18 protein-coding genes are annotated in these 23,135 nt (G+C 73.2%); 14 read left to right on the forward strand and 4 right to left on the reverse strand.

What is annotated here, in order from left to right:
• The first annotated feature begins 284 nt into the window (after window positions 1-284).
• From rpsA to ACZ7MY_RS28430, 6 genes are all read left to right on the forward strand, one after another.
• Complete coding sequence (rpsA, locus tag ACZ7MY_RS28405) at window positions 285-1,781, forward strand: 30S ribosomal protein S1 (protein WP_499511262.1); 1,497 nt, start codon at window positions 285-287, stop codon at window positions 1,779-1,781.
• A gap of 151 nt (window positions 1,782-1,932) precedes the next feature.
• A complete protein-coding gene (locus ACZ7MY_RS28410; protein ID WP_499606084.1) occupies window positions 1,933-2,868 on the forward strand; it encodes a PAC2 family protein in 936 nt (311 codons plus the stop codon).
• A 41-nt stretch (window positions 2,869-2,909) separates the two neighbouring features.
• Entirely contained in the window at window positions 2,910-3,512 is a 603-nt protein-coding gene (coaE, locus tag ACZ7MY_RS28415; RefSeq protein WP_499606086.1) for a dephospho-CoA kinase, read from the forward strand.
• Window positions 3,513-3,582: 70 nt separating this feature from the next.
• On the forward strand, window positions 3,583-4,521 hold the full coding sequence (locus tag ACZ7MY_RS28420) for a slipin family protein (protein ID WP_499606088.1): 939 nt from the start codon (window positions 3,583-3,585) through the stop codon (window positions 4,519-4,521).
• 93 nt (window positions 4,522-4,614) lie between these two features.
• Window positions 4,615-4,983, forward strand: coding sequence for a tetratricopeptide repeat protein (locus tag ACZ7MY_RS28425; RefSeq protein WP_499606090.1), 369 nt, complete (start codon window positions 4,615-4,617; stop codon window positions 4,981-4,983).
• 125 nt (window positions 4,984-5,108) lie between these two features.
• The gene (locus ACZ7MY_RS28430) at window positions 5,109-8,240 is read left to right on the forward strand and encodes an alpha-N-acetylglucosaminidase (protein WP_499606092.1); all 3,132 of its coding nucleotides are present in this window, start codon (window positions 5,109-5,111) and stop codon (window positions 8,238-8,240) included.
• A 21-nt stretch (window positions 8,241-8,261) separates the two neighbouring features.
• Here the strand turns inward: ACZ7MY_RS28430 and ACZ7MY_RS28435 are convergent, their stop codons facing one another.
• The gene (locus tag ACZ7MY_RS28435; protein ID WP_499606095.1) at window positions 8,262-9,065 is read right to left on the reverse strand and encodes an N-formylglutamate amidohydrolase; all 804 of its coding nucleotides are present in this window, start codon (window positions 9,063-9,065) and stop codon (window positions 8,262-8,264) included.
• 78 nt (window positions 9,066-9,143) lie between these two features.
• Window positions 9,144-9,722, reverse strand: coding sequence for a methylated-DNA--[protein]-cysteine S-methyltransferase (locus tag ACZ7MY_RS28440; protein WP_499606097.1), 579 nt, complete (start codon window positions 9,720-9,722; stop codon window positions 9,144-9,146).
• A gap of 200 nt (window positions 9,723-9,922) precedes the next feature.
• Here ACZ7MY_RS28440 and ACZ7MY_RS28445 point away from each other — a divergent pair, with 200 nt between their 5' ends.
• On the forward strand, window positions 9,923-10,861 hold the full coding sequence (locus tag ACZ7MY_RS28445) for a hypothetical protein (protein WP_499606098.1): 939 nt from the start codon (window positions 9,923-9,925) through the stop codon (window positions 10,859-10,861).
• 176 nt (window positions 10,862-11,037) lie between these two features.
• Window positions 11,038-11,835 carry an MHYT domain-containing protein gene (locus ACZ7MY_RS28450; protein ID WP_499606268.1) on the forward strand — a complete coding sequence of 266 codons (798 nt, stop codon included), beginning with the start codon at window positions 11,038-11,040 and terminating at the stop codon, window positions 11,833-11,835.
• On the opposite strand, the gene ACZ7MY_RS28455 is transcribed toward ACZ7MY_RS28450, so the two are convergent.
• Window positions 11,800-12,837 carry a chitinase gene (locus ACZ7MY_RS28455; protein ID WP_499606100.1) on the reverse strand — a complete coding sequence of 346 codons (1,038 nt, stop codon included), beginning with the start codon at window positions 12,835-12,837 and terminating at the stop codon, window positions 11,800-11,802. The two genes, ACZ7MY_RS28450 and ACZ7MY_RS28455, sit on opposite strands and share 36 nt — an antisense overlap.
• A gap of 197 nt (window positions 12,838-13,034) precedes the next feature.
• Between ACZ7MY_RS28455 and ACZ7MY_RS28460 the strand changes: the two genes are divergently transcribed.
• From ACZ7MY_RS28460 to ACZ7MY_RS28485, 6 genes are all read left to right on the forward strand, one after another.
• Window positions 13,035-13,574, forward strand: a complete 540-nt coding sequence (locus ACZ7MY_RS28460) for a hypothetical protein (RefSeq protein WP_499606102.1) — start codon at window positions 13,035-13,037, stop codon at window positions 13,572-13,574.
• Window positions 13,575-13,580: 6 nt separating this feature from the next.
• Entirely contained in the window at window positions 13,581-15,755 is a 2,175-nt protein-coding gene (locus tag ACZ7MY_RS28465; RefSeq protein WP_499606104.1) for a bifunctional polysaccharide deacetylase/glycosyltransferase family 2 protein, read from the forward strand.
• A gap of 86 nt (window positions 15,756-15,841) precedes the next feature.
• Window positions 15,842-17,938: an excinuclease ABC subunit UvrB gene (uvrB, locus tag ACZ7MY_RS28470; RefSeq protein WP_499606105.1), complete on the forward strand. Its 2,097-nt coding sequence runs from the start codon at window positions 15,842-15,844 to the stop codon at window positions 17,936-17,938.
• Between the two features lie 109 nt (window positions 17,939-18,047).
• On the forward strand, window positions 18,048-18,626 hold the full coding sequence (locus ACZ7MY_RS28475; RefSeq protein ID WP_499606107.1) for a TerD family protein: 579 nt from the start codon (window positions 18,048-18,050) through the stop codon (window positions 18,624-18,626).
• 22 nt (window positions 18,627-18,648) lie between these two features.
• Entirely contained in the window at window positions 18,649-20,421 is a 1,773-nt protein-coding gene (locus tag ACZ7MY_RS28480) for a TerD family protein (RefSeq protein WP_499606109.1), read from the forward strand.
• A gap of 249 nt (window positions 20,422-20,670) precedes the next feature.
• Entirely contained in the window at window positions 20,671-21,651 is a 981-nt protein-coding gene (locus ACZ7MY_RS28485) for a TerC/Alx family metal homeostasis membrane protein (protein ID WP_499606111.1), read from the forward strand.
• An 11-nt stretch (window positions 21,652-21,662) separates the two neighbouring features.
• Here ACZ7MY_RS28485 and ACZ7MY_RS28490 read toward each other — a convergent pair whose 3' ends face one another.
• On the reverse strand, window positions 21,663-22,967 hold the full coding sequence (locus ACZ7MY_RS28490) for an MFS transporter (protein ID WP_499606270.1): 1,305 nt from the start codon (window positions 22,965-22,967) through the stop codon (window positions 21,663-21,665).
• Between the last annotated feature and the right edge of the window lie 168 nt (window positions 22,968-23,135).

A 23,135-nucleotide genomic window follows, 5' to 3' on the forward strand; every position in this document is an offset into this window, starting at 1 on the left:
CTGTGGTGACCTGTGGCTGCGGAGCCGCCGTTGCACGTCCATGTACCAGTGCCCGGTACGGGGTGTTACGCCCGTGGTGTGCTCTTCGTGCATTGACCGTGCCCGGCTGCCCCCGTATGCTACAAGTTGCGCTGCGAGCCTGCGCGCCTCGGACGGAGCAGGCTGCGCTCACATCTGTTGTAAACCTCTCGGCCTTGTGGGCTGTCCGGAATCGGCAGGAGCGAAACGGGCTTACGGCGTAGCAGTACCTACGACTTCATGTCCGTACCGGAGCCCTTTTCCTAATGACGAGCAGCACCGAGGCCCAGGCCCCTCGTACCACCCCGCAGGTGGCGGTCAACGACATCGGTTCCGAGGAAGCCTTCCTCGCCGCGATCGACGAGACGATCAAGTACTTCAACGACGGCGACATCGTCGACGGCGTCATCGTGAAGGTCGACCGGGACGAGGTCCTGCTCGACATCGGTTACAAGACCGAGGGTGTCATCCCCTCGCGCGAGCTTTCGATCAAGCACGACGTCGACCCCAACGAGGTCGTCGCCGTGGGTGACGAGATCGAGGCCCTGGTCCTCCAGAAGGAGGACAAGGAGGGTCGTCTGATCCTGTCCAAGAAGCGCGCCCAGTACGAGCGCGCCTGGGGCACGATCGAGAAGATCAAGGAAGAGGACGGCATCGTCACCGGTACCGTCATCGAGGTCGTCAAGGGTGGTCTCATCCTCGACATCGGCCTCCGCGGCTTCCTCCCCGCCTCCCTGGTCGAGATGCGCCGTGTCCGCGACCTCCAGCCGTACGTCGGCAAGGAGCTCGAGGCCAAGATCATCGAGCTGGACAAGAACCGCAACAACGTGGTCCTGTCCCGTCGCGCGTGGCTGGAGCAGACCCAGAGCGAGGTCCGCCAGACCTTCCTCACCACCCTCCAGAAGGGTCAGGTGCGCTCCGGCGTCGTCTCCTCCATCGTCAACTTCGGTGCCTTCGTGGACCTGGGTGGCGTGGACGGCCTCGTGCACGTGTCCGAGCTGTCCTGGAAGCACATCGACCACCCCTCCGAGGTCGTCGAGGTCGGCCAGGAGGTCACGGTCGAGGTCCTGGACGTCGACATGGACCGCGAGCGTGTCTCCCTGTCGCTGAAGGCGACCCAGGAAGACCCGTGGCAGCAGTTCGCCCGTACGCACCAGATCGGCCAGGTCGTCCCCGGCAAGGTCACCAAGCTGGTGCCGTTCGGTGCGTTCGTCCGCGTGGACGAGGGCATCGAGGGTCTGGTCCACATCTCCGAGCTGGCCGAGCGCCACGTGGAGATCCCGGAGCAGGTCGTCCAGGTCAACGACGAGATCTTCGTCAAGGTCATCGACATCGACCTCGAGCGCCGTCGCATCAGCCTCTCGCTGAAGCAGGCCAACGAGTCCTTCGGTGCCGACCCGGCCTCGGTCGAGTTCGACCCGACCCTGTACGGCATGGCCGCGTCCTACGACGACCAGGGCAACTACATCTACCCCGAGGGCTTCGACCCCGAGGCCAACGACTGGCTCGAGGGCTACGAGACCCAGCGGGAGGCGTGGGAGCACCAGTACGCCGAGGCGCAGTCCCGCTTCGAGCAGCACCAGGCCCAGGTCATCAAGTCCCGCGAGGCGGACGCCGAGGCCGCGGCCGCGGCCGGCGAGGCGGCTCCGGCCGGCCCGACCGGTGGCTCGTACTCCTCGGAGTCCGGTGACCAGTCCGGCGCCCTGGCGTCGGACGAGGCGCTGGCCGCGCTCCGCGAGAAGCTGGCCGGCGGCCAGAGCTGATCGCAGGGCTCGCGCCCACCGCAGCGACACGGAAGGACCCGCTCTCCTCTGGAGGGCGGGTCCTTCCGCGTTCGCCGGGTCCGGGTGGGAATGCGCGGGCTGTACGGTCCGTTGCACCGGGAGTTGACGAAGACCGAGGGAAGGGTGCGCAGTGCTGGATCCGCAGGGGCTGTACGCATACGAGCCGGGCGGGGCAGAGGCGGTCGACGAGGCGTTCGGCGAGACCGGACCCGTACTGCTGTACCACTTCGACGGGTACATCGACGCCGGGGAGACCGGCGCGCAGGTCGTCGAGGAGCTGCTGGAACGGCAGGAGCACCGGGTCGTGGCGCGTTTCGACGCGGACCGCCTGGTGGACTACCGGGCGCGCCGACCGCTGATGACCTTCAAGCGGGACAGCTGGACGGGGTACGAGGCGCCGGAGATCGCGCTGCGGCTGGTGCGTGACAGCACGGGCTCACCGTTCCTGCTGCTGTCGGGCCAGGAGCCGGACATCGAGTGGGAGCGTTTCGCCGCGGCGGTCGTGCAGGTCGTGGAGCGGCTGGGCGTGCGGCTGGCGTTCAACTTCCACGGCATCCCCATGGGCGTGCCGCACACCCGCCCGGTGGGGCTGACGCCGCACGGCAACCGGCTGGACCTGGTGCCGGCCCACCGCACGTGGTTCGACGAGGCGCAGGTACCGGGCAGCGCGGAGTCGCTGATCGAGTACCGGCTGGCGGAGGCCGGCCGTGACGTGCTGGGGGTCGCCGCCCACGTACCGCACTACCTGGCGCGTTCGGGCTACCCGGACTCGGCGCTGGCCGTGGTGGAGACGCTGACGGCCGCCACCGGCCTGGTGCTGCCGCAGGTGGCGCACGCGCTGCGGATGGAGTCGCACACGGTGCGCGCCGAGATCGACCGGCAGGTCGCCGACGGCGACGCGGAACTGGTCGCGGTGGTGCAGGGCCTGGAGAACCAGTACGACGCGCTGGCGGGCGGCAGCAGCCGGCAGAACCTGATCGCCGAGCCGGTCGAACTGCCGTCGGCGGACGACCTGGCGGCGGAGTTCGAGCGTTTCCTGGCCGACCGCGAGGACGACGGCTCCTGACCGGGCTCGTGGGGGTACGGGGGTCCCGGTAGTCTCGCGCCATGGTCAAAGTGGGGCTGACGGGCGGGATCGGGGCGGGCAAGAGCGAGGTGTCGCGGCTGCTGGCCTCCTACGGGGCGGTGCTGGTCGACGCCGACCGGATCGCCCGTGAGGTGGTGGAGCCGGGCACACCCGGGCTGGCGGCCGTGGTCGCCGAGTTCGGCGAGGGGGTGCTGGCGGCCGACGGTTCCCTGGACCGGCCGAAGCTGGGCGCGATCGTCTTCTCCGACCCCGAGCGGCTGCGGGCGCTGAACGCGATCGTCCACCCCCTGGTCCGGGACCGTTCGGCCGCGCTGGAGCAGGCCGCGGCCCCGGACACCGTGGTGGTGCACGACGTGCCGCTGCTGACGGAGAACGCCTTGGCGCCGCTCTACGACGTGGTCGTGGTGGTGGACGCCGCCCCGGAGACCCAGCTGGACCGGCTGGTGCGGCTGCGCGGCATGACCGAGGAGGACGCCCGTGCCCGGATGGCGGCCCAGGCGACCCGGGAGCAGCGGCTGGCGGTCGCCGACGTCGTGATCGACAACGACGGGCCGCTGGGGGCGCTGGAGCCCCGGGTCCGGCAGGTCTGGGAGCAGTTGCGTCAAAAGATCGTCAAGAGCTGATCCGGAACCCTCACCGGGGGCGTCCTGGGGGCAGTAGCGTCGCTGCCTCGCGGACAGGAGGGGGATGGGGATGGAAGCCGTGTCGGCCGTGATCGGGGTCGCCGTCGTGGTGCTGGGCCTCGGTGGTCTCAAGAGCAGTTTCCGGGTGATCAGGCAGTACGAGCGGGGTGTGGTCTACCGCCTCGGACGAGTGCGGCCGCAGCCCAAGCAGCCCGGGCCGCGTCTGCTGGTGCCGTTCGTGGACCGGATGACCAAGGTCAACATGCAGGTGGTGACCATGCCGGTGCCCTCGCAGGAGGGGATCACCCGGGACAACGTCTCGGTGCGGGTGGACGCCGTGCTGTACTTCCGGGTCATCGACCCGATCAAGGCCACCGTGGACGTGCAGAACTACCAGTTCGCCATGGTGCAGGTGGCCCAGACCTCGCTGCGGTCGGTGATCGGCAAGAGCGAGCTGGACGACCTGCTGTCGGGGCGCGAGGCCATGAACGAGGGCCTGGAGCTGATGCTGGCCACGCCGGCCGTCGAGTGGGGCATCCACATCGACCGGGTGGAGATCAAGGACGTGGCCCTGCCGGAGTCGATGAAGCGGTCGATGGCGCGGCAGGCCGAGGCGGACCGTGAGCGCCGGGCGCGCATCATCACCGCCGACGGCGAGCTGCAGGCCTCGCAGAAGCTCGCGCAGGCCGCGTCGGCGATGGACGGCACTCCGGCGGCGATGCAGCTGCGCCTGCTGCAGACCGTGGTGGAGGTGGCCGCGGAGAAGAACTCGACGCTGGTCATGCCGTTCCCGGTGGAGATGCTGCGCTTCTTCGAGCGGGCGTCCGGGGGCGAACGCCCCGCTCCTACGTCTGCCCCGGCTCCTGCTGCGGCGCCGGCCCCGCTCGAGGAATCGCCGCGGCCCGTCGCCGAGGTGGACGGCACGGCTACGGCGGCGCTGGAGGCGCCGAAGGGCCGTACCGAGCCCGCGGTGCCGGCGGAACCGCGTCCGGCGGACGAGGAGGCGTGAGCCGTCCGGCGCGGTGTTCCTCCGGGGAATGCATATGCGGACGGTGATGTTGGGTAGTTGTGAGCTGTTGAGTGCCCGGGGAAGGAGGCGGCTGTGCCCGAGCAGAGCCCCGAGAACCACGTCATCGACTTCCGTGCGGCGGAGCAGCTGCTCGCGGCCCGCGACGCCCGCGGGGCGGTGAAGCTGCTGGACTCGGTCATCGCCGCCCACCCGGAGAACACCGCCGCGCGGCTGCTGCGCGCCCGGGCCTTCTTCCTGGCCGCGCAGCTGCGCCCGGCCGAGCTGGAGTTCCAGGTCGTCCTGGAGCGCGAGCCGGACAACGCGTACGCGCATTTCGCGCTGGGCCGCACCCTGGAGCGCTCGGGGCGTTCCGGCGAGGCGCTGCGGCACTTCCGGCTGGCGGCGGCGCTCGACCCCAAGCCCGACTACCTGCAGGCGGCCCGCTTCCCCGACCCGACGTGAGCCAGGGTGGGTAGTTCGCCCGGTTTTACGGCGAACACCCCTCGCGCCACATTGATCCGCATCGTCACTCCCGTTACGGTTCCGGCACGCGTTCTGACGCAGCCTCAACTGTGGGGGAGCCGGCCGTGACTCGAGTGACCAGGCGGACGCTGCTGGGTTCCGCCGCCGCGACCGCGGCGGGTGCGGTCCTCCCGGTGGGGGCCGCGGCCGCGGCCTCCCCCCTCGACACCCCCTTCGACACCGCGCCCGCGCAGGCCGCCCTGCGGCGGCTGCTGCCGCGGCACGCGGGGCAGTTCCGGCTGCTCGCCCTGGACCGGGGGCACGGGGGCAAGGACGGCGAACGGTCCGACCGCTTCCGGATCGCGGGCACTCGCGGGCGGGTCGAGGTTGCGGGTACGTCCCCGGCCACACTGCTGTGCGGCGTGCGCTGGTACCTCAAGCACGTGTGCGGCGTGGGCGTCTCCTGGATGGGCGACAGTCTGGACGCCCTGCCCGCCACGCTCCCCGCCCCGCCCCCGGGCGGCATCGCCCGGCGCGCGACCGTGCCGCACCGCTTCGTCCTCAACGACACCAACGACGGTTACACCGCCCCCTACGCCGACTGGTCGCGCTGGGAGCGCTTCATCGACGTCCTGGCCCTGCACGGCTGCAACGAGGTGCTGGTGGTGGCGGGCGCCGAGGCCGTGTACCGGCGTGTGCTGCGCGAGTTCGGCTACTCCGACCGGGAGGCCCTGGCCTGGCTGCCCGCGCCGTCCCACCAGCCGTGGTGGCTGCTGCAGAACCTCTCCGGTTACGGCGGCCCGCTGACCGCCGGCATCGTCGACGCCCGTGCCACGCTGGGCCGCAGGATCACCGCGCGGCTGCGGGAACTGGGCATGGCCCCGGTGCTGCCGGGCTACTTCGGCACGGTCCCGGACGGGTTCGCCGGGCGCAACGCGGGGGCGCGCGTCGTCCCCCAGGGCACCTGGCACGGCTTCGCCCGCCCGGACTGGCTCGACCCGCGCACCGGCGCCTTCGCCGCCGTGGCCGCCGCCTACTACCGCCACCAGAAGGAGCTGTTCGGCAAGGCCGACTACTTCAAGATGGACCTGCTCCACGAGGGCGGCACCGCCGGCGGCGTGCCCGTGCCCGCGGCCGCCCGGGGCGTCCAGGCGGCGCTGCTCGCGGCGCATCCGCGTGCGACCTGGGTGATCCTCGGCTGGGAGAAGAACCCCCGGGCCGACCTGCTGGGGGCCGTCGACAAGGAGCGGATGCTCGTCGTGGACGGCGTCTCCGACCGGTACACGTCGGTCACCGACCGCGAGCGGGACTGGGCGGGCACCCCGTACGCCTTCGGTTCCATCCCCAACTTCGGCGGCCGCACGACGATCGGCGCCAAGACCCACGTGTGGGCGGACCGCTTCTTCACCTGGCGGGACAGGCCCGGCAGCGCCCTGACCGGCACCTGCTACCTGCCGGAGGCCGCCGAGCGCGACCCGGCCGCCTTCGAGCTCTTCTGCGAACTGCCCTGGCACGAGCGGCGGGTGGACCTGCCGACCTGGTTCGACACCTACGCGCGGACCCGCTACGGCACCGCCGACGGGCAGGCCCGCGTCGCCTGGCAGGCACTGCGCCGCACCGCCTACCGGCACGAGGCACTGGAGCGCGCCGACGCCCACGACAGCCTGTTCACCGCCCGCCCCTCGCTGACCGCCGACTCCGGCAGCGTGTACGCGCCGAACGCCCTCACCTACGACCCCGCCGCCTTCGACACGGCGCTCGCCGCGCTCCTGGGGGTGTCCGCCGGGGCGCGCGCCCGGGACGCCTACCGCTACGACCTGGTCGACGTCGCCCGGCAGGCCGTCGCCAACCGCAGCCGGCAGCTCCTGCCGCAGCTGCGCGCCGCGTTCGCGCGCGGTGACGCGGCGGTCTTCCGCCAGCTGTCCGAACTGTGGTTGCGGCTGATGCGGCTGGCCGACGAGGTCGCCGGCGGCCACCGGGCCTTCCTGCTGGGCCCCTGGCTCGCGGAGGCCCGGGCCTGGGGCGGGGCGGAGGCGCAGCGCGCCGGACTCGAGCGCACCGCGCGCGTGCTGGCCACCACCTGGGGCGGCCGGGCGACCTCGGCGTCGCTGCACGAGTACGCCAACCGGGACTGGAACGGCCTCGTCGCGGACTTCTACCTGCCGCGCTGGCGGACCTTCCTGGACGAGTGCGCGACGGCCCTCACCACCCGCCGCACACCGCGGGACGTCGACTGGTACCGGACCGAGGAGCCCTGGACGAAGCGCGCCGGGAGCTACCCCACCCGCCCCACCGGCGAAGCGCACACACTCGCCCGGCGGGCCTACGAGGTGCTCGCCGCCGCCCCCTACCAGGGCACGCTGACGGTGACGGCGCAGCCGGCGACGCTGCGGCCGGGCGGCCGGACCCTGGTCACCGCGGAGTTCACCAACACCAACGGGCTCGCCCCCACGGGCACGGTGGGCTTCTCCCTGAGTACGGACGGAGTGCGGGCCGCCGCGCGGGGGTCGCTGTCGCTGCCGCGCGTGGCGGCCGGCGGCACCGGCCGCGCGACCTGGCACGTCACCGCGCCCGAGGCGCATCCGCAGCGGCCGCTGTCGCCGCTGCGGTACGAGGCGCGCGCCGCGTACGAGCCGGTGCCGGGCGGGGCGCGGGTACCCGCGGTCGCCACCGGGGACCTGTACGTCGCGGGCCCGCTGGACCGCGCGTTCCGCACCGTGGACGGCGCCGGTGCCGTCTTCGGGCAGCTCGGCGACCGCTTCGCCATCGACGGCGCCGGGCGCGACCTGTGGAAGGGCACCGCCGAGTTCGCGGCGCTCCTGCGGCGCGGCGCGCTGCGGGACGGCGGGACGGTCACCACGCGCGTCGACAGCCAGGCCGAGACGGCCGCGTGGGCCCGGGCGGGCATCGTCGTCCGTGACGACCTCGAGGACCCGGCCGCGCCGGGCTTCCTGAACCTGGCGGTGAGCCCCGGCCACGGGGTGACGCTGTCGTACGACTCCGACGGCGGCGGCCAGGTGAACCGCTACCGGCGGCTCGCCGGTGTGCGGGCACCGGTGCTGCTGAGGCTGCGCCGCCGGGGCCGCGCGTACACGGGGGAGTGCAGCACCGACGACGGGACGACGTGGCGGAAGGTGGCGACCGTGACCGTCCCCTCGGCGGCCCCGCAGCAGGACGTGGGGCTCTTCATGACCGCGGGCAACGGCGGCACGGGGGACCGCGGACTGGTGGAGTTCACCGGCTTCCGCCTCGGCTGAGGTCGGCGGGCCCCCTCGGCGTCAGCCGGTGCGGCCGCCCGCGGCCACGGCGGAGACGAGTGCGGCCAGGGCGTCACCGAGCCGGTCGAGGCCCGCGTCGGGTTCACCCGCGGGCTCGGTCATGTACCCGTCCCGGCGTATCTCGACCATCAGCGCCGACACTTCGCGGGTCTGGCCGTAGAACGTCAACGGCACATAGGTGCCGGCGAACGGCGAGTCGAGACCGACGTCGCCGCACGGCGCGAAGGCCTCGCGGGCGGCGTCCAGCAGCCAGGACGGCGTGTGGAAGACGTCGGTGCCCAGGCAGACCGCGGGGCGGGGCCCGTCGCCGTGCAGCTCGTAGGGGAGCGGCGTGCCCGGGTAGGAGTGCACGTCGATGACGACCGCCCGCCCGGTGGCCGCCAGCCGGTCCTGGACGGCGGCCGTCATGGCGGCCGCGTACGGTTCGAAGTAGGCGTCCAGCAGGGCCCGTTCGTGCCGGGGGTCGTCCGCGCGCAGCGGCGCGCCGTGCGAGGTGCGGGTGTAGACGGCGCCCATGCCGACGGCGCGCATCTCCTCCCGCTCGTCGGGGAACCGCTCGGGGTCGACGACCAGCCGTGACAGGAGGTTGGTGAACTGCCAGGCCCCCGTCCGCGCGGCGGCGCGCCCGGCGATGAGGTCGGTGTGGGCGTCCGTCATGCGGTCGAGTTCGGCCGTCAGCGCGGCGTCGTCCAGGAGGATGCGCTCGCGGACGTGCCGGGGCACGGCGCGGGCGCTGTGCGGTACGTGGAGGAGCACCGGTGAGTCCGGTGCGCCCTCGGTGATGCGGAAAGCCGGTCCGTCCATGTCTCCACCCCTCCCGGCCCGTTGCGGGCCCTTCCGCCGCAGCGACGGCCGGCGGCCGCGGCGGCGGCCGGCGACCCGTCAGAACAGCGGTTCCGGCAGGACCCCCTCCAGGGCCAGCAGCGAGCGCTTGATGTCGAGCATGCGCGCGCCCCCGCCGAAGCCGCCGATGCCCCCGTCGCTCTCCAGGACCCGGTGGCACGGCACGACGACGGGAAGCGGGTTGGAGCCCATGGCCGTGCCCACGGCGCGGGCCGCGCCCGGTTCACCGACCCGGTTCGCCAGGTCCTGGTAGCCGACGACGCTGCCGAACGCGACGTTGCCCGACAGCTCGCGCAGCACACGGCGGTTGAAGCCCGTCGTCAGCGACCAGTCCAGGGCGAGGTCGAAGGTGTGCCGCGTCCCGGCGAAGTACGCCTCCACCTGGGGTATCGCCTCGTCGAGCCGGGCCCCGGCGGCGGTCGCGGGCCCGGGCCTGCGCGCGGGTACGGCGCCCAGCCGGGAGCAGATCCGCTCCAGCACGGCGGGCGCCTCCTCCTCCCCGGTCCGGAAGGCGACGTGGACCAGGCCCTGCCCGGTCGCGGCGAGCAGCAGGGGCCCGATCGGTGCCTCCAGCACCGTCCAGGCGACCTCGGCGATGGGGGTCTGCGGTTGCGTCACGGTCCCCAGCCTAGGACGGGGCACCGACAACGGGTCCCGGACGGGGGCACGGAGGGGCACGGACGGGGTCGCGGCCCGGTCCGGACAACCCCGGGCGGCGGCGGCAACCGGCCGCACGCCCGGCCACCCGGGAGGGTGGCCGTTCTCGACAGGTGTGTCACAAGCGGTAGTTGATCGGTTACGAGGGGGATGGGGCGCGCATGACGCGAAACGACTTCATCCCCGCCGTCCGCCGGCTCGCCCGCGAACAGGACCGGGTGGCCACCGTCTCCCAGCTCGCCGCGGTGGGCGTGCCGCAGAGCAGACTGCGCGAGTGGTGCCGGCCCGGCGGCCGGTGGCAGCGGCCGCTGCCCCGGGTGGTCGTCCTCCAGACCGGTCCGCTCACCGCCGCCCAGCGGTCCAGAGCCGCACTGGCGTTCGCCGGGTACCCGCAGGTTCCGGCCATGATCACCGGTGTGGCGGGGCTCGCCCTGCACGGCGTCGGTGTGGCCGCGCCGCCCTGCGGGCTCCCGGTGGTGGACGTCCTCGTCCCGAGCGAGCGCCGCATCCGCACCCACACCTGGGTACGGGTCCACCACGGCCGCGGGCTCCCCCTGCCCGACAGCGTGGACGGTGTGCCCGTGGCGCCGGTGGTCCGGGCGGCGGCCGACGGCGTACGGGAGTCGATCGACCCCGAGTGGGCCCTGGAGGTGGTCCGCGAACTGGTCACCGGGCTCGGCGTGCCCGCCCCCGCGCTCGCCGCGGAACTGGGCGGCGCGGTGCTGGCGCGGCGCCCCGCCGTGGCGGCGCTGCTGGAGGCCATGGACCCCGGCCCGCGTGCCGCTCCCGCCGAGCCGATGGCCCGCGCCCTGGTGGCCCGGTCCGGGCTGCGGCAACCGCTGTGGCGTCCCGTGCTCCAGCTCGACGGCGCCTTCCTGGGCTCGCCCGACGCCTACTGGGTGCGCGACGGCCTCGTGCTGGACCTCGGCCCGGGGGCCGGGCGCGGCCGCCTGGAGTCGCTGGGACTGCGTGTGCTGCGGGTCGCGCCCGCCGCGCTCACCCGCAGCCCCGCCGAGGTCGTCGCCGCCCTGCGCACCGCCCTGGCGGAGGGACCGTACGGGCCGCTGGAACGGATCACGGCGCTGCCCGGGGCGAGGTGACGTACGGGTGCACGCGCGATGAAGTCGTCGTGAGGCGGCGGCGCGGGGCGCGGCGGCGAGCCTAGTTTCTGACAGTGCGGGGACCGGCGCGGCCAGGGGAGGGTGCCGTGAACGGCACATACGGAACGGTCAACGGATTCACCTACGGATGGGCGACCCCACTGGTGGGGTTCCTGATGGCCTGCTTAGGCGCCGCCCTCGGGCTGCGCTGCATCACCCGGGCCCTGGCCATGCAGCCTTCGCGACGGGCCGGCTGGCTCGCGCTGGGTTCCGCTGCCATCGGCTCCGGCATCTGGACCATGCATTTCGTCGCCATGATGGGCTTCAGCGTCGGCCAGGTGCGGATCACCTATGACACGCCCGCCACCTTCGAGAGCCTGCTGGTCGCCGTCGTGGTCGTCGGGCTCGGGGTGTTCCTCGTCGGCTTCGCGGGCCGCACGCCGCTCGCCGTACTGGGCGGCGGATGCCTCACCGGGCTCGGCATCGCCGCCATGCACTACACGGGCATGCGGGCCCTGCGGCTGCGCGGTGACCTGGAGTACACGCAGTCCACGGTGGTGCTGTCGGTCGGCGTCGCCCTACTGGCCGCCACCGTCGCCCTGTGGGTGGCGCTCTTCGTCCGGCGCGTGTTCGCCGGTGCCGTCGCCGCCCTCGTCCTGGGCCTCGCCGTCACCGTGATGCACTACACCGGCATGGCCGCGCTGACGGTCCACCTGCACAGCGACGCCCGGCAGGGGGCGAGCGGGGCGGGGCCCGTGGCGTTCCTGGCCCCGGTGCTGATCGGCCCGGTCGTCTTCCTCTTCCTCGCCGGGGTCGTCGTGGCGCTCGACCCGCCCGACGGCGACGTCCTCCCCGAGCCCGCCCCCGCGCGCGGCCGGCGCTCCTCGCGTGCGGCACGCCCCTCTTCCGCCGCCCGCTCCTCGTCCGCGGCTCGTCCCTCACGCGTCAGCGAGCGCCCGCGCGAACGCCAGTGACGGCTGGTCGACCCCGCTGCACCGGGTCGGAGCCGTCTCCATGGTGCCGTCCTCGCAGGGCCGGTCCCGGTCGGCCGACCACATGGACAGGCCGCCCAGCCCCTTGTCGCGGGCGAACGCCGCCAGACGCGCCGCGTCCCGCAGGGTGAAGACCTCGCCCTCGATGTCGTTCACCCCGATCATCGACGTCACGGTGAGGGTCCGCCAGGCCGCCGCTTCCTGGCGGCCCAGCAGCGTCTTGAGCTGCCGTTGCGCCGCGGTGGCCGCCTGGATCGCGTACCGGCCCATGTCGCCCGTGTACGCCTCCCCGTAGTCCATCGCCATGATGTTGACGCCGTCGACCCGCACCCCCTGGCGCCGTGCGTCCGCGAGCAGCGCCGAGGCCTCGGCGGTCAGCCCGGACGGCATCACGGGCAGCGTGAAGGAGACCGACAGCGTCCGTCCCTCGCGCCGCGCCTGCGCCTGGAGGCGGGCGACGGCGCGCGCCCGCCGGGTGTTGGCGGCGGTGTCCGCGAGGTCGTCCCCCTCGACGTCGAAGTCGACCCCGGTCAGCCGGTAACGGGCGATCACCTCGGCGTAGACGGCGCCGAGTCGGGTCACGTCGTCGCAGGCCCCGGCGAGTTCCGTGCCGTCGGCGCCGCCGAACGAGACGCGCACGTCGCGACCGGTGGCCCGCAGGGCGGCGATCCGGTCCGCGAGGTCGTCGTGGGCGATGCCGTCGCGCCCGTCCCAGGTCGCGGCGCAGCCCTCGCGGGCGGTGACGAAGCCGAGGGTGAAGCCGTCGGCCCCGGTCCTGCGGGCCCAACCCGCCAGGTCGTACGCGGTGGAGCGCGAGGCGTCCACGTACGGGGTGAAGGCCACCTCGGCCACCGGCTCCCGCCCCTGGTGCGCGCGGGGAGCCGGTGCGCCGGCGGGCTCCCGGCCGGTGAGGAGGGAGGCGGTCGTGGCGGCGACGGCGACCGCCACGAGTCCGGTGATCAGCTGTGCCGTGCGGCTCTTCATGACGGAGAGACTATCCGCCCCGGGAATTCAGGACCTCGCATTCCAGGAATTGGGGAAAAGGCCCGCGGCCCATTCGTGGGATTAATTCGGAGGTGAATCGCAGGAATTCATGGAGGGAATTTACTGCTAGCATTCCGGCCATGCATTCCCTCTCCCGGCGGGCGTGTCCCCGTGGGCGGTCCACGGAGGAAGGGCCCGTGTTCGTCGACGCGTCGGGCCGCCGGGCGCGCATCATCCGGCGCGCCGGAACGGCCGTCGGGGCCGCCTGCGCGGGATATGCCGTGCTGCTCGGCGTGGCTTTGGCGGGAGGCACCCCTTTCGCGCCCGAGACCCTGATTCCCGGCGCGGAGGTTCCCGGGGGCGCTTCGGTGCAGGCCGAGGCGGGTGGAAGGGACGAGGCCGTACGGGAACGCGCCCCGCGCGCCCCGGACGCCCCCCACGCCCCCGCGCCTGTGGCCCGCGCCGCGGCCGCGCCCACGGTGTTCGCGGCCGCCGGAGTCACCCCCTCCGCCACCAGGGGGCGCCCCACGGCATCGCCGACCCCCTCAGCCGCTCCCGGCAGGACCGGCACCATTGCGACGCCGAGCGCATCCCCGCGCCCCACGCTGCCGCGCACCCCCACGGCCGGCGCCTCCCCGTCCGCCTCCGTCCCCGCGACGCCCGGGCCGGACACCCCCGCCTTCCCCCCGGGTGACGCGGGCGGCGACCCGGTGCCCGGTGACGGCTGGGACGACTGAGCGGGCATGGCGCGGACGGCCCGGCACGCGGCACCCGGTGCGATCACCAAGGTGGCGTCCGCCGGCCGGCAGGCCGTGCCCCGGCCCCGCCTCGTCATGGCGGTGCTGGGCCTGTGCGCGCTGGTGTGCGTGATGCTGCTCGACGGCTACCTCCACTCGGAGATCGGCAACGACCGCCGCGTCCACGAGTCCGGGAACGCGGACCGGGTGCCCGCCTCCGTCCTCGAGGGCGGCCCCGTCCTGACCTTCGGCGCCGACGGCGCGCCCGTCAGCCACACCCTGCCGCCCAAGACGGTCGCGCTCACCTTCGACGACGGCCCGGACCCCCGGTGGACCCCGAAGGTGCTCGCCGTACTGCGCGAACACCGCGTCCCCGGCACCTTCTTCGTCGTGGGCCAGATGGCCGCCCGGTACCCGGGGCTCATCCGCGACATCGTCGACTCCGGCGGCGAGATCGGCGTCCACACCTTCTCCCACGTCGACCTGGCGTACCAGAGCAGGGCCAGGATCGACCGCGAACTGGCCCAGACGCAGCTGGCCCTCGCCGGCGCCGCGGGCATCACGACCTCGCTCTTCCGCGCTCCGTACTCCTCCGAGCCCGACGCCGTCGACGACACCACCTGGCCCGTCTACCGCTACCTCGGCACCAAGGGGTACATCAGCGCCTTCGTCGACACCGACAGCGAGGACTGGCGGCGCCCTGGCGTCGCCCGCATCGTCCGCGACGCCACCCCGCGGAACGGCAAGGGCGCCTCCGTGCTCTTCCACGACGCCGGGGGCGACCGCTCCCAGACCGTGGAGGCGCTCGGCACGTACATCGACACCATGAAGGCGAAGGGCTACACCTTCACGACGCTGACCGCGAGCCTGGGGGCCACGACCGCCAACCACCCCTCCGGCGGCGCCGAGCTGTGGCAGGGCCGCGCCCTCATCGGCGTCGTGGCCCTGGCCGAGTTCACCATGCCCGTCCTGTTCTGGCTGCTCGTCGTCGTCGGCGCCGCCGTCCTGGCCCGCTTCGCCCTCATGCTGGTCCTCGCCCGCCGGCACGCCAGGATCCGCGGCCGCCGCCGCTTCAGATGGGGGCCGCCGGTCACGGAACCGGTCAGCGTCATCGTGCCCGCGTACAACGAGAAGGAGTGCATCGCCAACACCGTCGGCTCGCTCGCGGCCAGCACCCACCCGCTGGAGATCATCGTCGTGGACGACGGCTCGACCGACGGCACCGCGGGCATCGTCGAGGCCATGGGCCTGCCCCAGGTGCGCGTCGTGCGCCAGGAGAACGCGGGCAAGCCCGCGGCGCTCAACCGCGGCCTGGAGCACGCCCGCCACGGCCTCGTCGTGATGATGGACGGCGACACCGTCTTCGAGCCCGGCACCGTGCACCGGCTCGTCCAGCCCTTCGCCGACCCCCGGGTCGGCGCCGTCGCCGGCAACGCCAAGGTCGGCAACCGCGCCACGGTCATCGGCGCGTGGCAGCACATCGAGTACGTGATGGGCTTCAACCTCGACCGCCGCATGTACGACCTGCTCGGCTGCATGCCCACCGTGCCGGGCGCCGCCGGAGGCTTCCGCCGCTCCGCGCTGCTCGAGGCAGGCGGCATGAGCGGCGACACCCTCGCCGAGGACACCGACGTCACCATCGCGCTGCTCCGCGCCGGCTGGCGGGTGGTGTACGCCGAGCACGCCCGTGCCTGGACCGAGGCCCCGGGCACGATCGGCCAGCTGTGGCGGCAGCGCTACCGCTGGAGCTACGGCACCATGCAGGCGCTGTGGAAGCACCGGCGCTCCCTGGTGGACCGGGGGCCCTCGGGACGCTTCGGGCGCGTCGGCATGCCGCTGGTCGTGCTCTTCCAGATCGTCACGCCCCTCTTCGCGCCGCTCATCGACCTCCTGACCGTCTACGGCGCCGTCTTCGTCGACCCGGCCAGGTCGCTCCTCGCCTGGGCCGGGCTGATGTCCGTCCAGGTGCTCTGCGCCGCGTACGCCTTCCGCCTCGACCGCGAGCGCTACCGCCACCTGCTGATGCTGCCGCTGCAGCAGATCATCTACCGGCAGCTGATGTACCTCGTGCTGATCCACTCCTGCGTCACGGCCATGACCGGGGGCCGGCTGCGCTGGCAGAAGCTCGAGCGCACCGGCGAGGTCGGCTCCCCGCAGGCGCCCGCGGGAGCCGCCCGGTGACCCCCTCCGGGGCCTCCCTCCCCCGCCCCTGCACGGATCAGGGCAGGTCGGAGCCGGTTGTCGGTGGAGGGTCGTACCGTTGACCCATGCGGCCCGTATCAGACATCGAACGCAGTGTGGCGCCCTTCGAGGTCGTCAGCCCCTACCAGCCCAGCGGCGACCAGCCGACCGCCATCGCCGACCTCGAGCGCCGCGTCCGCGCGGGCGAGAACGACGTCGTCCTGCTCGGCGCCACGGGAACCGGCAAGTCGGCGACCACCGCCTGGATGATCGAACGGCTGCAGCGCCCGACCCTGGTCATGGCGCCCAACAAGACCCTGGCCGCCCAGCTCGCGAACGAGTTCCGCGAGCTGCTGCCGAACAACGCGGTCGAGTACTTCGTGTCGTACTACGACTACTACCAGCCCGAGGCGTACGTCCCGCAGACGGACACCTACATCGAGAAGGACTCCTCGATCAACGAGGAGGTCGAGCGGCTGCGCCACTCCACCACCAACTCGCTGCTCACCCGCCGAGACGTGGTCGTCGTCGCCTCGGTGTCCTGCATCTACGGCCTCGGCACGCCCCAGGAGTACGTCGACCGCATGGTCAGGCTCCGGGTCGGCGACGAGATCGACCGGGACGCCCTGCTGCGCAAGTTCGTCGACATCCAGTACGCGCGCAACGACGTGGCGTTCACCCGCGGCACCTTCCGGGTGCGCGGCGACACCATCGAGATCTTCCCGGTCTACGAGGAGCTCGCCGTCCGCATCGAGATGTTCGGTGACGAGATCGAGGCCCTGTACACGCTGCACCCGCTCACCGGCGAGATCATCACCGACGACCAGCAGCTGTACGTCTTCCCCGCCACCCACTACGTCGCGGGCCCCGAGCGCATGGAGCGGGCCATCGCAGGCATCGAGAAGGAGCTCGGCGAGCAGCTCGCCGTCATGGAGAAGCAGGGCAAGCTGCTGGAGGCGCAGCGGCTGCGGATGCGCACCACGTACGACATCGAGATGATGCGGCAGATCGGCACCTGCTCCGGCATCGAGAACTACTCGCGGCACATCGACGGCCGCGAGGCGGGCTCCGCCCCGTCCACGCTCATCGACTACTTCCCCGAGGACTTCGTCCTCGTCATCGACGAGTCGCACGTCACGGTGCCCCAGATCGGCGCCATGTACGAGGGCGACGCCTCCCGCAAGCGGACCCTGGTCGACCACGGCTTCCGGCTGCCCTCCGCCCTCGACAACCGCCCGCTGAAGTGGGAGGAGTTCCTGGAGCGGGTCGGTCAGACGGTCTACCTGTCGGCCACCCCCGGCAAGTACGAGCTCTCCCGCGGCGACGGCGTCGTCGAGCAGATCATCCGCCCGACCGGCCTGGTCGACCCCGAGGTGATCGTCAAGCCCACCAAGGGGCAGATCGACGACCTCGTCCACGAGATCCGGGTGCGCGCCGAGCGCGACGAGCGGGTCCTGGTCACCACGCTCACCAAGAAGATGTCCGAGGACCTCACCGACTACATGCTGGAGCTCGGCATCCAGGTGCGGTACCTGCACAGCGACATCGACACCCTGCGCCGGGTGGAGCTGCTGCGCGAGCTGCGGGCCGGCGAGTTCGACGTGCTGGTCGGCATCAACCTGCTCCGCGAGGGCCTGGACCTGCCCGAGGTGTCGCTGGTCGCCATCCTCGACGCCGACAAGGAGGGCTTCCTGCGCTCCGGCACCTCCCTGATCCAGACCATCGGCCGCGCGGCGCGCAACGTCTCCGGCGAGGTCCACATGTACGCCGACAAGATCACCCCGGCGATGGAGAAGGCCATCGACGAGACCAACCGGCGCCGGGCCAAGCAGATCGCCTACAACGAGGAGCGGGGCATCGACCCGCAGCCGCTGCGGAAGAAGATCGCCGGCATCCTGGACTCCTTCGCCCGCGAGGACGCCGACACCGAGGAACTGCTGGGCACGGGCCGGCAGCGCTCGCGCGGCAAGGCGCCCGTGCCGGGGCTGTCCGCCAAGGCCGGGGAGAAGCGCGCCGCCAAGAGCCTGCCCGCGGCCGAACTGGCCGACCTCATCGGCGAGCTGACCGACCAGATGCACACGGCCGCCGCGGACCTGCAGTTCGAGGTGGCGGCCCGGCTGCGCGACGAGGTGGGCGAACTCAAGAAGGAACTGCGGCAGATGCGGGAGGCCGGGGTGGCCTGACCGCACCCGCTGTCGAATCTCTTGCCGAACCACGGTGCCCTACCCGTGCGTCTCCCCATAGGGTGCGGAGCAACCGCACGACGGCAAAACGGTTGAGAGGGGACAGCGCGTGACGGTCAACATGACCAAGGGTCAGAAGATCAGCCTGCAGAAGTCGGACGGGGGGACCCTCACGGCGGTCCGGATGGGGCTCGGCTGGCAGGCCGCCCCGCGTCGCGGTCTCTTCGGTTCCCGCACCCGGGAGATCGACCTCGACGCCTCCGCGGTCCTCTTCGCCGACAAGCAGCCCGTGGACGTGGTGTTCTTCCGGCACCTCGTCAGCGACGACGGCTCGGTCCGGCACACCGGCGACAACCTGGTCGGCGGTGCCGGGCAGGGCGGCGACGACGAGTCGATCCTGGTCGACCTGCAGCGGGTGCCGGTGCACATCGACCAGATCGTCTTCACCGTCAACTCCTTCACGGGCCAGACCTTCCAGGAGGTGCAGAACGCCTTCTGCCGCCTGGTCGACGAGACCAACGGGCAGGAGCTGGCCCGCTACACCCTCACCGGGGGCGGCGGCTACACCGCCCAGATCATGGCGAAGGTGCAGCGCAGCGGTGACGGCTGGTCGATGACCGCGATCGGCTCCGCGGCCAACGGCCGTACCTTCCAGGACCTCATGCCGGCGATCCTGCCGGCGCTCTGACCGGGCACAGGGGGGCGCGGGCATGACCATCGAGCTGGTCCACGGGCAGAACCATCCGCTTCCCGGCACCTCCCTGGAGGTCCGGGTGTCGGCCGGTACCCCGGTGGTGGCCGGCGTCTCGCTGGGCGACGGGCAGGGGCGCGTCAGCGGCCCCGGTTCCGTCGCCCACCCCGGGGCGTCGCGGCTGCCCGGCATCGAGGTGCCCGTGCGCCCCGCCGCCGAGCAGCGCCTCACCGCCGACCTGGCGGCCGTCCCGGCGGACGTGGACCGCGTCCACGTCCTGCTGGCGCTGCCGCCGGTCGCGGGGGCGCCGACCCGCTTCGGGGCCTGCCCCGCGCCCCACCTGACCGTGGCCGGGCCCGACGGGGTACCGGTCGTGAGCTTCACCGTGACCGGGCTGAGCACCGAGGCGGCGATCGTCGCCCTGGAGCTCTACCGCCGCCAGGGCGCCTGGAAGGTGCGGGCGCTGGGCCAGGGCTACCCGGGCGGGCTCGCCGAGCTGCTGCGCGACCAGGGGCTGGCCCGTCCCGACGCGGACGCCGTGGCCGCCCGCATGGCGGACGCCGTACGTCCCGCGCCCCCGTCGCCGACCGCGCCGCCCCCGGCCGCCCCCGCACCGCCACCCACCCCGCCTCCCGCGCCTCCGGCGGGGGCCCCCGCCGACTCCGTCCCGCACACGGTGGCCGCCGCGTCCTCACCCGTCGCCGGCGACGCCGCGGGCTGGAGCATGGAGGAACGGCTCTACAACCAGGTCTGGGGCGTCTTCGAGGACCTGGCCCGCACCATCGCGGCCTACCGCAGCGCCGTCGAGTTCGCCGAGTCCCGGCTCGACCAGGAACTCGACACGGTCCTCGCCGACCCGCGCCTGCGCGTCGGCCCCGCCGCCGAGGCCGCTCGCGACCAGGCCAGGGCGCGCCAGGCCGAGCTGGTGGACCGGGCCCGCACCGTGCTCGACCGCGACCTCGCCCAGCTGACCGCCGAGGCCGAGGTGGTCGAGCCCGCCCTGCCGCCGCCCTACGCGGGCTGGGAGAGCCCCGTCTGGCACGGCTACCGCGTCCCCACCGAGCCGCCCATGGCCGTCCGGCTCGGCGACCTCCACCTGCCCGAGCGCCCGGAGCTGCGCGTCCCCCTGCTGGTACGGCTGCCGCTGGAGCGCGGGCTGTGGGTGGACAGCGCCCAGGACCGCCGCCGCGCCGTGGACGTGGCCGTGGCGCTCGCCGCCCGTCTGCTGGCCGCCCACCCGGCGGGGGAGTGCGCCGTTCACGTCGTCGACCCGGCGGGTTCCGCCGCGACCGCGCTGGCCCCGTTCACGGACTCCGGCGCGCTGCGCGAGCCGCCCGCCACGGGTGCCGCGGGGGTGGCGGCGCTGCTGGCCCGGCTCACCCAGCGGGTCGACCTGGTGCAGATGGCGCTGCGCGCCGACGTGCCCTTCGACGTGCCCCCGGGCGTCGACCCGGCCCGCCAGGTGCTGGTCGTCAACGACTTCCCGTACGGCTTCGACGACCGGACGATCCACCAGCTGCGCTACCTCGCCGACGAGGGCCCGCAGGTCGGCGTCCACCTGGTGCTGGTCGCCGACCGGGAGGACGCGCGCGAGTACGGCCCGCTCCTCGACCCGCTGTGGCGCTCGATGATGCGGCTGACCCCGCAGCCGGACGACCACCTCGCCGACCCCTGGGTCGGCCACGCCTGGACGTACGAACCGCTGCTCGCCCCGGCCGGCAGCGCGGTGCTCTTCCAGGTGCTGCGTCAGGTGGCCGCCGCGCGCCGGACCTACGACCCGGGCCGCCACTGACCCGCCGACCTGCCCTCCGAGGCAGCGGTCCGCCGTCCTGATTGACCATCACTTTACTCTCTTTACCTTTCCTTGGGATTTCATGTACTCTTCTTTACGCGGAGGGGAGTACTCCCTGCAGTGCGGTGCACCCGTCATCACGGGCCGGAACGGCCCCGGGACACCGGCCCCGGCCCACGGGCCCGGGTGGAAGAGACCTCCGGCAGCGACAACGCTGACAATTGCCAGCCCATCTGCCGGAGGCATCGCGTGGATGTATCCCTGACCCTCTGGGTGCTGACCATCACCGGTCTGTGCGCCCTGATCGCCGCCGACTTCTTCATCGGGCGCAAGCCCCATGACGTGTCGGTCAAGGAAGCCGGCGCCTGGACCGTCGTCTGGATCGTCCTGGCCGCCCTCTTCGGGCTCGGACTGCTGTTCTTCGCCGGCGGGCAGCCCGCGGGCGAGTTCTTCGCCGGCTACATCACCGAGAAGTCGCTCAGCGTCGACAACCTCTTCGTCTTCGTCCTGATCATGGCGAAGTTCGCGGTGCCGTCCCAGTACCAGCAGCGCGTGCTGCTCTTCGGCGTGCTCATCGCGCTCGTCCTGCGAGCGGCCTTCATCGCCGCCGGCGCCGCCATCATCGCCAGCTTCTCCTGGGTCTTCTTCATCTTCGGCGCCTTCCTCATCTGGACCGCGTGGAAGCTGGTCCAGGAGGCCCGGGCCGAGGAGCACGACGAGGAGTTCGAGGAGAACCGGCTGCTCAAGGCCGCCGAACGCCGCTTCGGCGTCGCCGACCGCTACCACGGCACCAAGCTGTTCATCCAGCAGAACGGCAAGCGGATCATGACCCCGATGCTGGTGGTCATGCTGGCGATCGGCACCACCGACGTCCTGTTCGCGCTGGACTCCATCCCGGCGATCTTCGGCCTGACCCAGGACCCGTACATCGTCTTCACGGCCAACGCCTTCGCGCTGATGGGCCTGCGGCAGCTGTACTTCCTCATCGGCGGTCTGCTGAAGAAGCTGGTCCACCTCTCCTACGGGCTGTCGATCATCCTCGGCTTCATCGGCGTGAAGCTCGTGCTCCACGCCCTGCACGAGGCGGGGGTCCACGTCCCCGAGATCAGCATCCCGTTCTCCCTCGGCTTCATCGTCGTGGTCCTCGCCGTCACCACGGTCACCAGCCTCATGGCGTCGAAGAAGCAGGCGGCCGAGGAGAGGCGCGACGAGGAGCACGTGGACGTCTGACCCGGGGCCCCTCAGCCCGGACGGGGTGCGCGGCGGTCCGCCGCGCGCCCCGTCGTCACGTCCGGCGCGGCGGTGCCCCGGGTCTCCGGCAGCGCCGCGAAGCACCCCAGGCTGAGCAGCGCCACCGCCGCGACGTACGCCGCCACGGGCCACGGCGTGCCGGAGCCCGCCGCCAGCCGGGTCGCCACGACGGGTGTCAGGGCGCCGCCCAGGACACCGCCGAGGTTGTAGCCGAGGGCGGCGCCGGTGCAGCGCACGCGGGGCGGGTACAGCTCCGGCAGATAGGCGCTCACCACGGCGAAGACCGAGATGAAGGCCAGCAGCTCCGCGGCGGACCCCACGGCGATCGCCACCGGCGAGGCGCTCGCGAGCAGGGCGGCGTAGGGGAAGACCACCACGCCCATCGCCGCCGTACCCGCCAGCGCCATCCGCCGGCGTCCGAAGCGGTCGCCCAGCAGACCCACCAGCGGCGTCAGCGCCCCCTTGAACAGGACGGCCACCAGGACGCAGCCCAGCACGACGGTACGGTCCATGCCGAGGTGCTCCGTGGTGTACGCCAGCGACCAGGTCGTCGCCGTGTAGAAGACGGCGTAGCCGCACGCCATGGCGCCCGCCGTGAGCAGCACCAGGCGCCCGTGCCCGCGCAGCAGCTCCGAGACGGGCACCCGCGACAGTTCCCCGCGCCGCGCGGCCGCGGCGAACGCGGGGGTCTCCGGCAGCGCGGCGCGCAGGGCCAGCCCCGCCAGCGCGAGCACGCCCGCCACCCAGAACGGCACCCGCCAGCCCCAGGAACGGAAGGCGTCGTCGCTCAGCCCCGCGGAGAGCGCGAGGACGATCCCGTTCGCCAGCAGGAAGCCCACGGCGGGACCGGTCTGCGGCAGGCTCGCCCACAGTCCGCGCCGCCGCTGCGGCGCGTGCTCCGCGACGAGCAGCACCGCCCCGCCCCACTCGCCGCCGAGCCCCAGCCCCTGCAGGAAGCGCAGGGCCACCAGCAGCACGGGCGCGGCCGGGCCGATCGCGGCGTACCCGGGGACGCAGCCGACGGCGGTGGTCGCCAGCCCGGTCAGCAGCAGGGAGCCGACCAGCACCGGGCGGCGCCCGACGCGGTCGCCGATGTGGCCGAAGAGGACCGAGCCGAGCGGCCGGGCGACGAAGCCCACCGCGAAGGTGCCGAACGCGGCAAGGGTGCCGGCGAGCGCCGAGGCGTCGGGGAAGAACAGCGGTCCGAGGACGAGGGCGGCCGCGGTGCCGTAGGCGAAGAAGTCGTAGAACTCGATCGCGGTCCCGGCCGCCGACGCGGCGGCGATCCGGGCCATGGAGGGTGAGGTGCGCACATGGGTCCAACGACCCCGGTGCGCGGGGGTGGGGGGGGCCCGCGGGGGGGCGGCAACGGGGGGGGGACCAGGCCCAGTCGCGGCATTCGCAGGGGGGGGGGGGCTCGTCGCCGAAGGTGGGGTCCTTGTCGTTACCGGGGTGGACCCCAG

This window comes from Streptomyces sp. NPDC111520 (assembly GCF_055635295.1).

What these genes read in the sequence shown, in the direction of transcription:
- uvrB (WP_499606105.1), top strand. Translation starts at nt 15,842, where the DNA reads ATGCGGCCCGTATCAGACATCGAACGCAGTGTGGCGCCCTTCGAGGTC.
- coaE (WP_499606086.1), top strand. Translation starts at nt 2,910, where the DNA reads ATGGTCAAAGTGGGGCTGACGGGCGGGATCGGGGCGGGCAAGAGCGAG.
- ACZ7MY_RS28445 (WP_499606098.1), top strand. Translation starts at nt 9,923, where the DNA reads ATGACGCGAAACGACTTCATCCCCGCCGTCCGCCGGCTCGCCCGCGAA.
- rpsA (WP_499511262.1), top strand. Translation starts at nt 285, where the DNA reads ATGACGAGCAGCACCGAGGCCCAGGCCCCTCGTACCACCCCGCAGGTG.
- ACZ7MY_RS28435 (WP_499606095.1), bottom strand. Translation starts at nt 9,065, where the DNA reads ATGGACGGACCGGCTTTCCGCATCACCGAGGGCGCACCGGACTCACCG.
- ACZ7MY_RS28420 (WP_499606088.1), top strand. Translation starts at nt 3,583, where the DNA reads ATGGAAGCCGTGTCGGCCGTGATCGGGGTCGCCGTCGTGGTGCTGGGC.
- ACZ7MY_RS28450 (WP_499606268.1), top strand. Translation starts at nt 11,038, where the DNA reads ATGGCCTGCTTAGGCGCCGCCCTCGGGCTGCGCTGCATCACCCGGGCC.
- ACZ7MY_RS28490 (WP_499606270.1), bottom strand. Translation starts at nt 22,967, where the DNA reads ATGGCCCGGATCGCCGCCGCGTCGGCGGCCGGGACCGCGATCGAGTTC.
- ACZ7MY_RS28480 (WP_499606109.1), top strand. Translation starts at nt 18,649, where the DNA reads ATGACCATCGAGCTGGTCCACGGGCAGAACCATCCGCTTCCCGGCACC.
- ACZ7MY_RS28455 (WP_499606100.1), bottom strand. Translation starts at nt 12,837, where the DNA reads ATGAAGAGCCGCACGGCACAGCTGATCACCGGACTCGTGGCGGTCGCC.
- ACZ7MY_RS28465 (WP_499606104.1), top strand. Translation starts at nt 13,581, where the DNA reads ATGGCGCGGACGGCCCGGCACGCGGCACCCGGTGCGATCACCAAGGTG.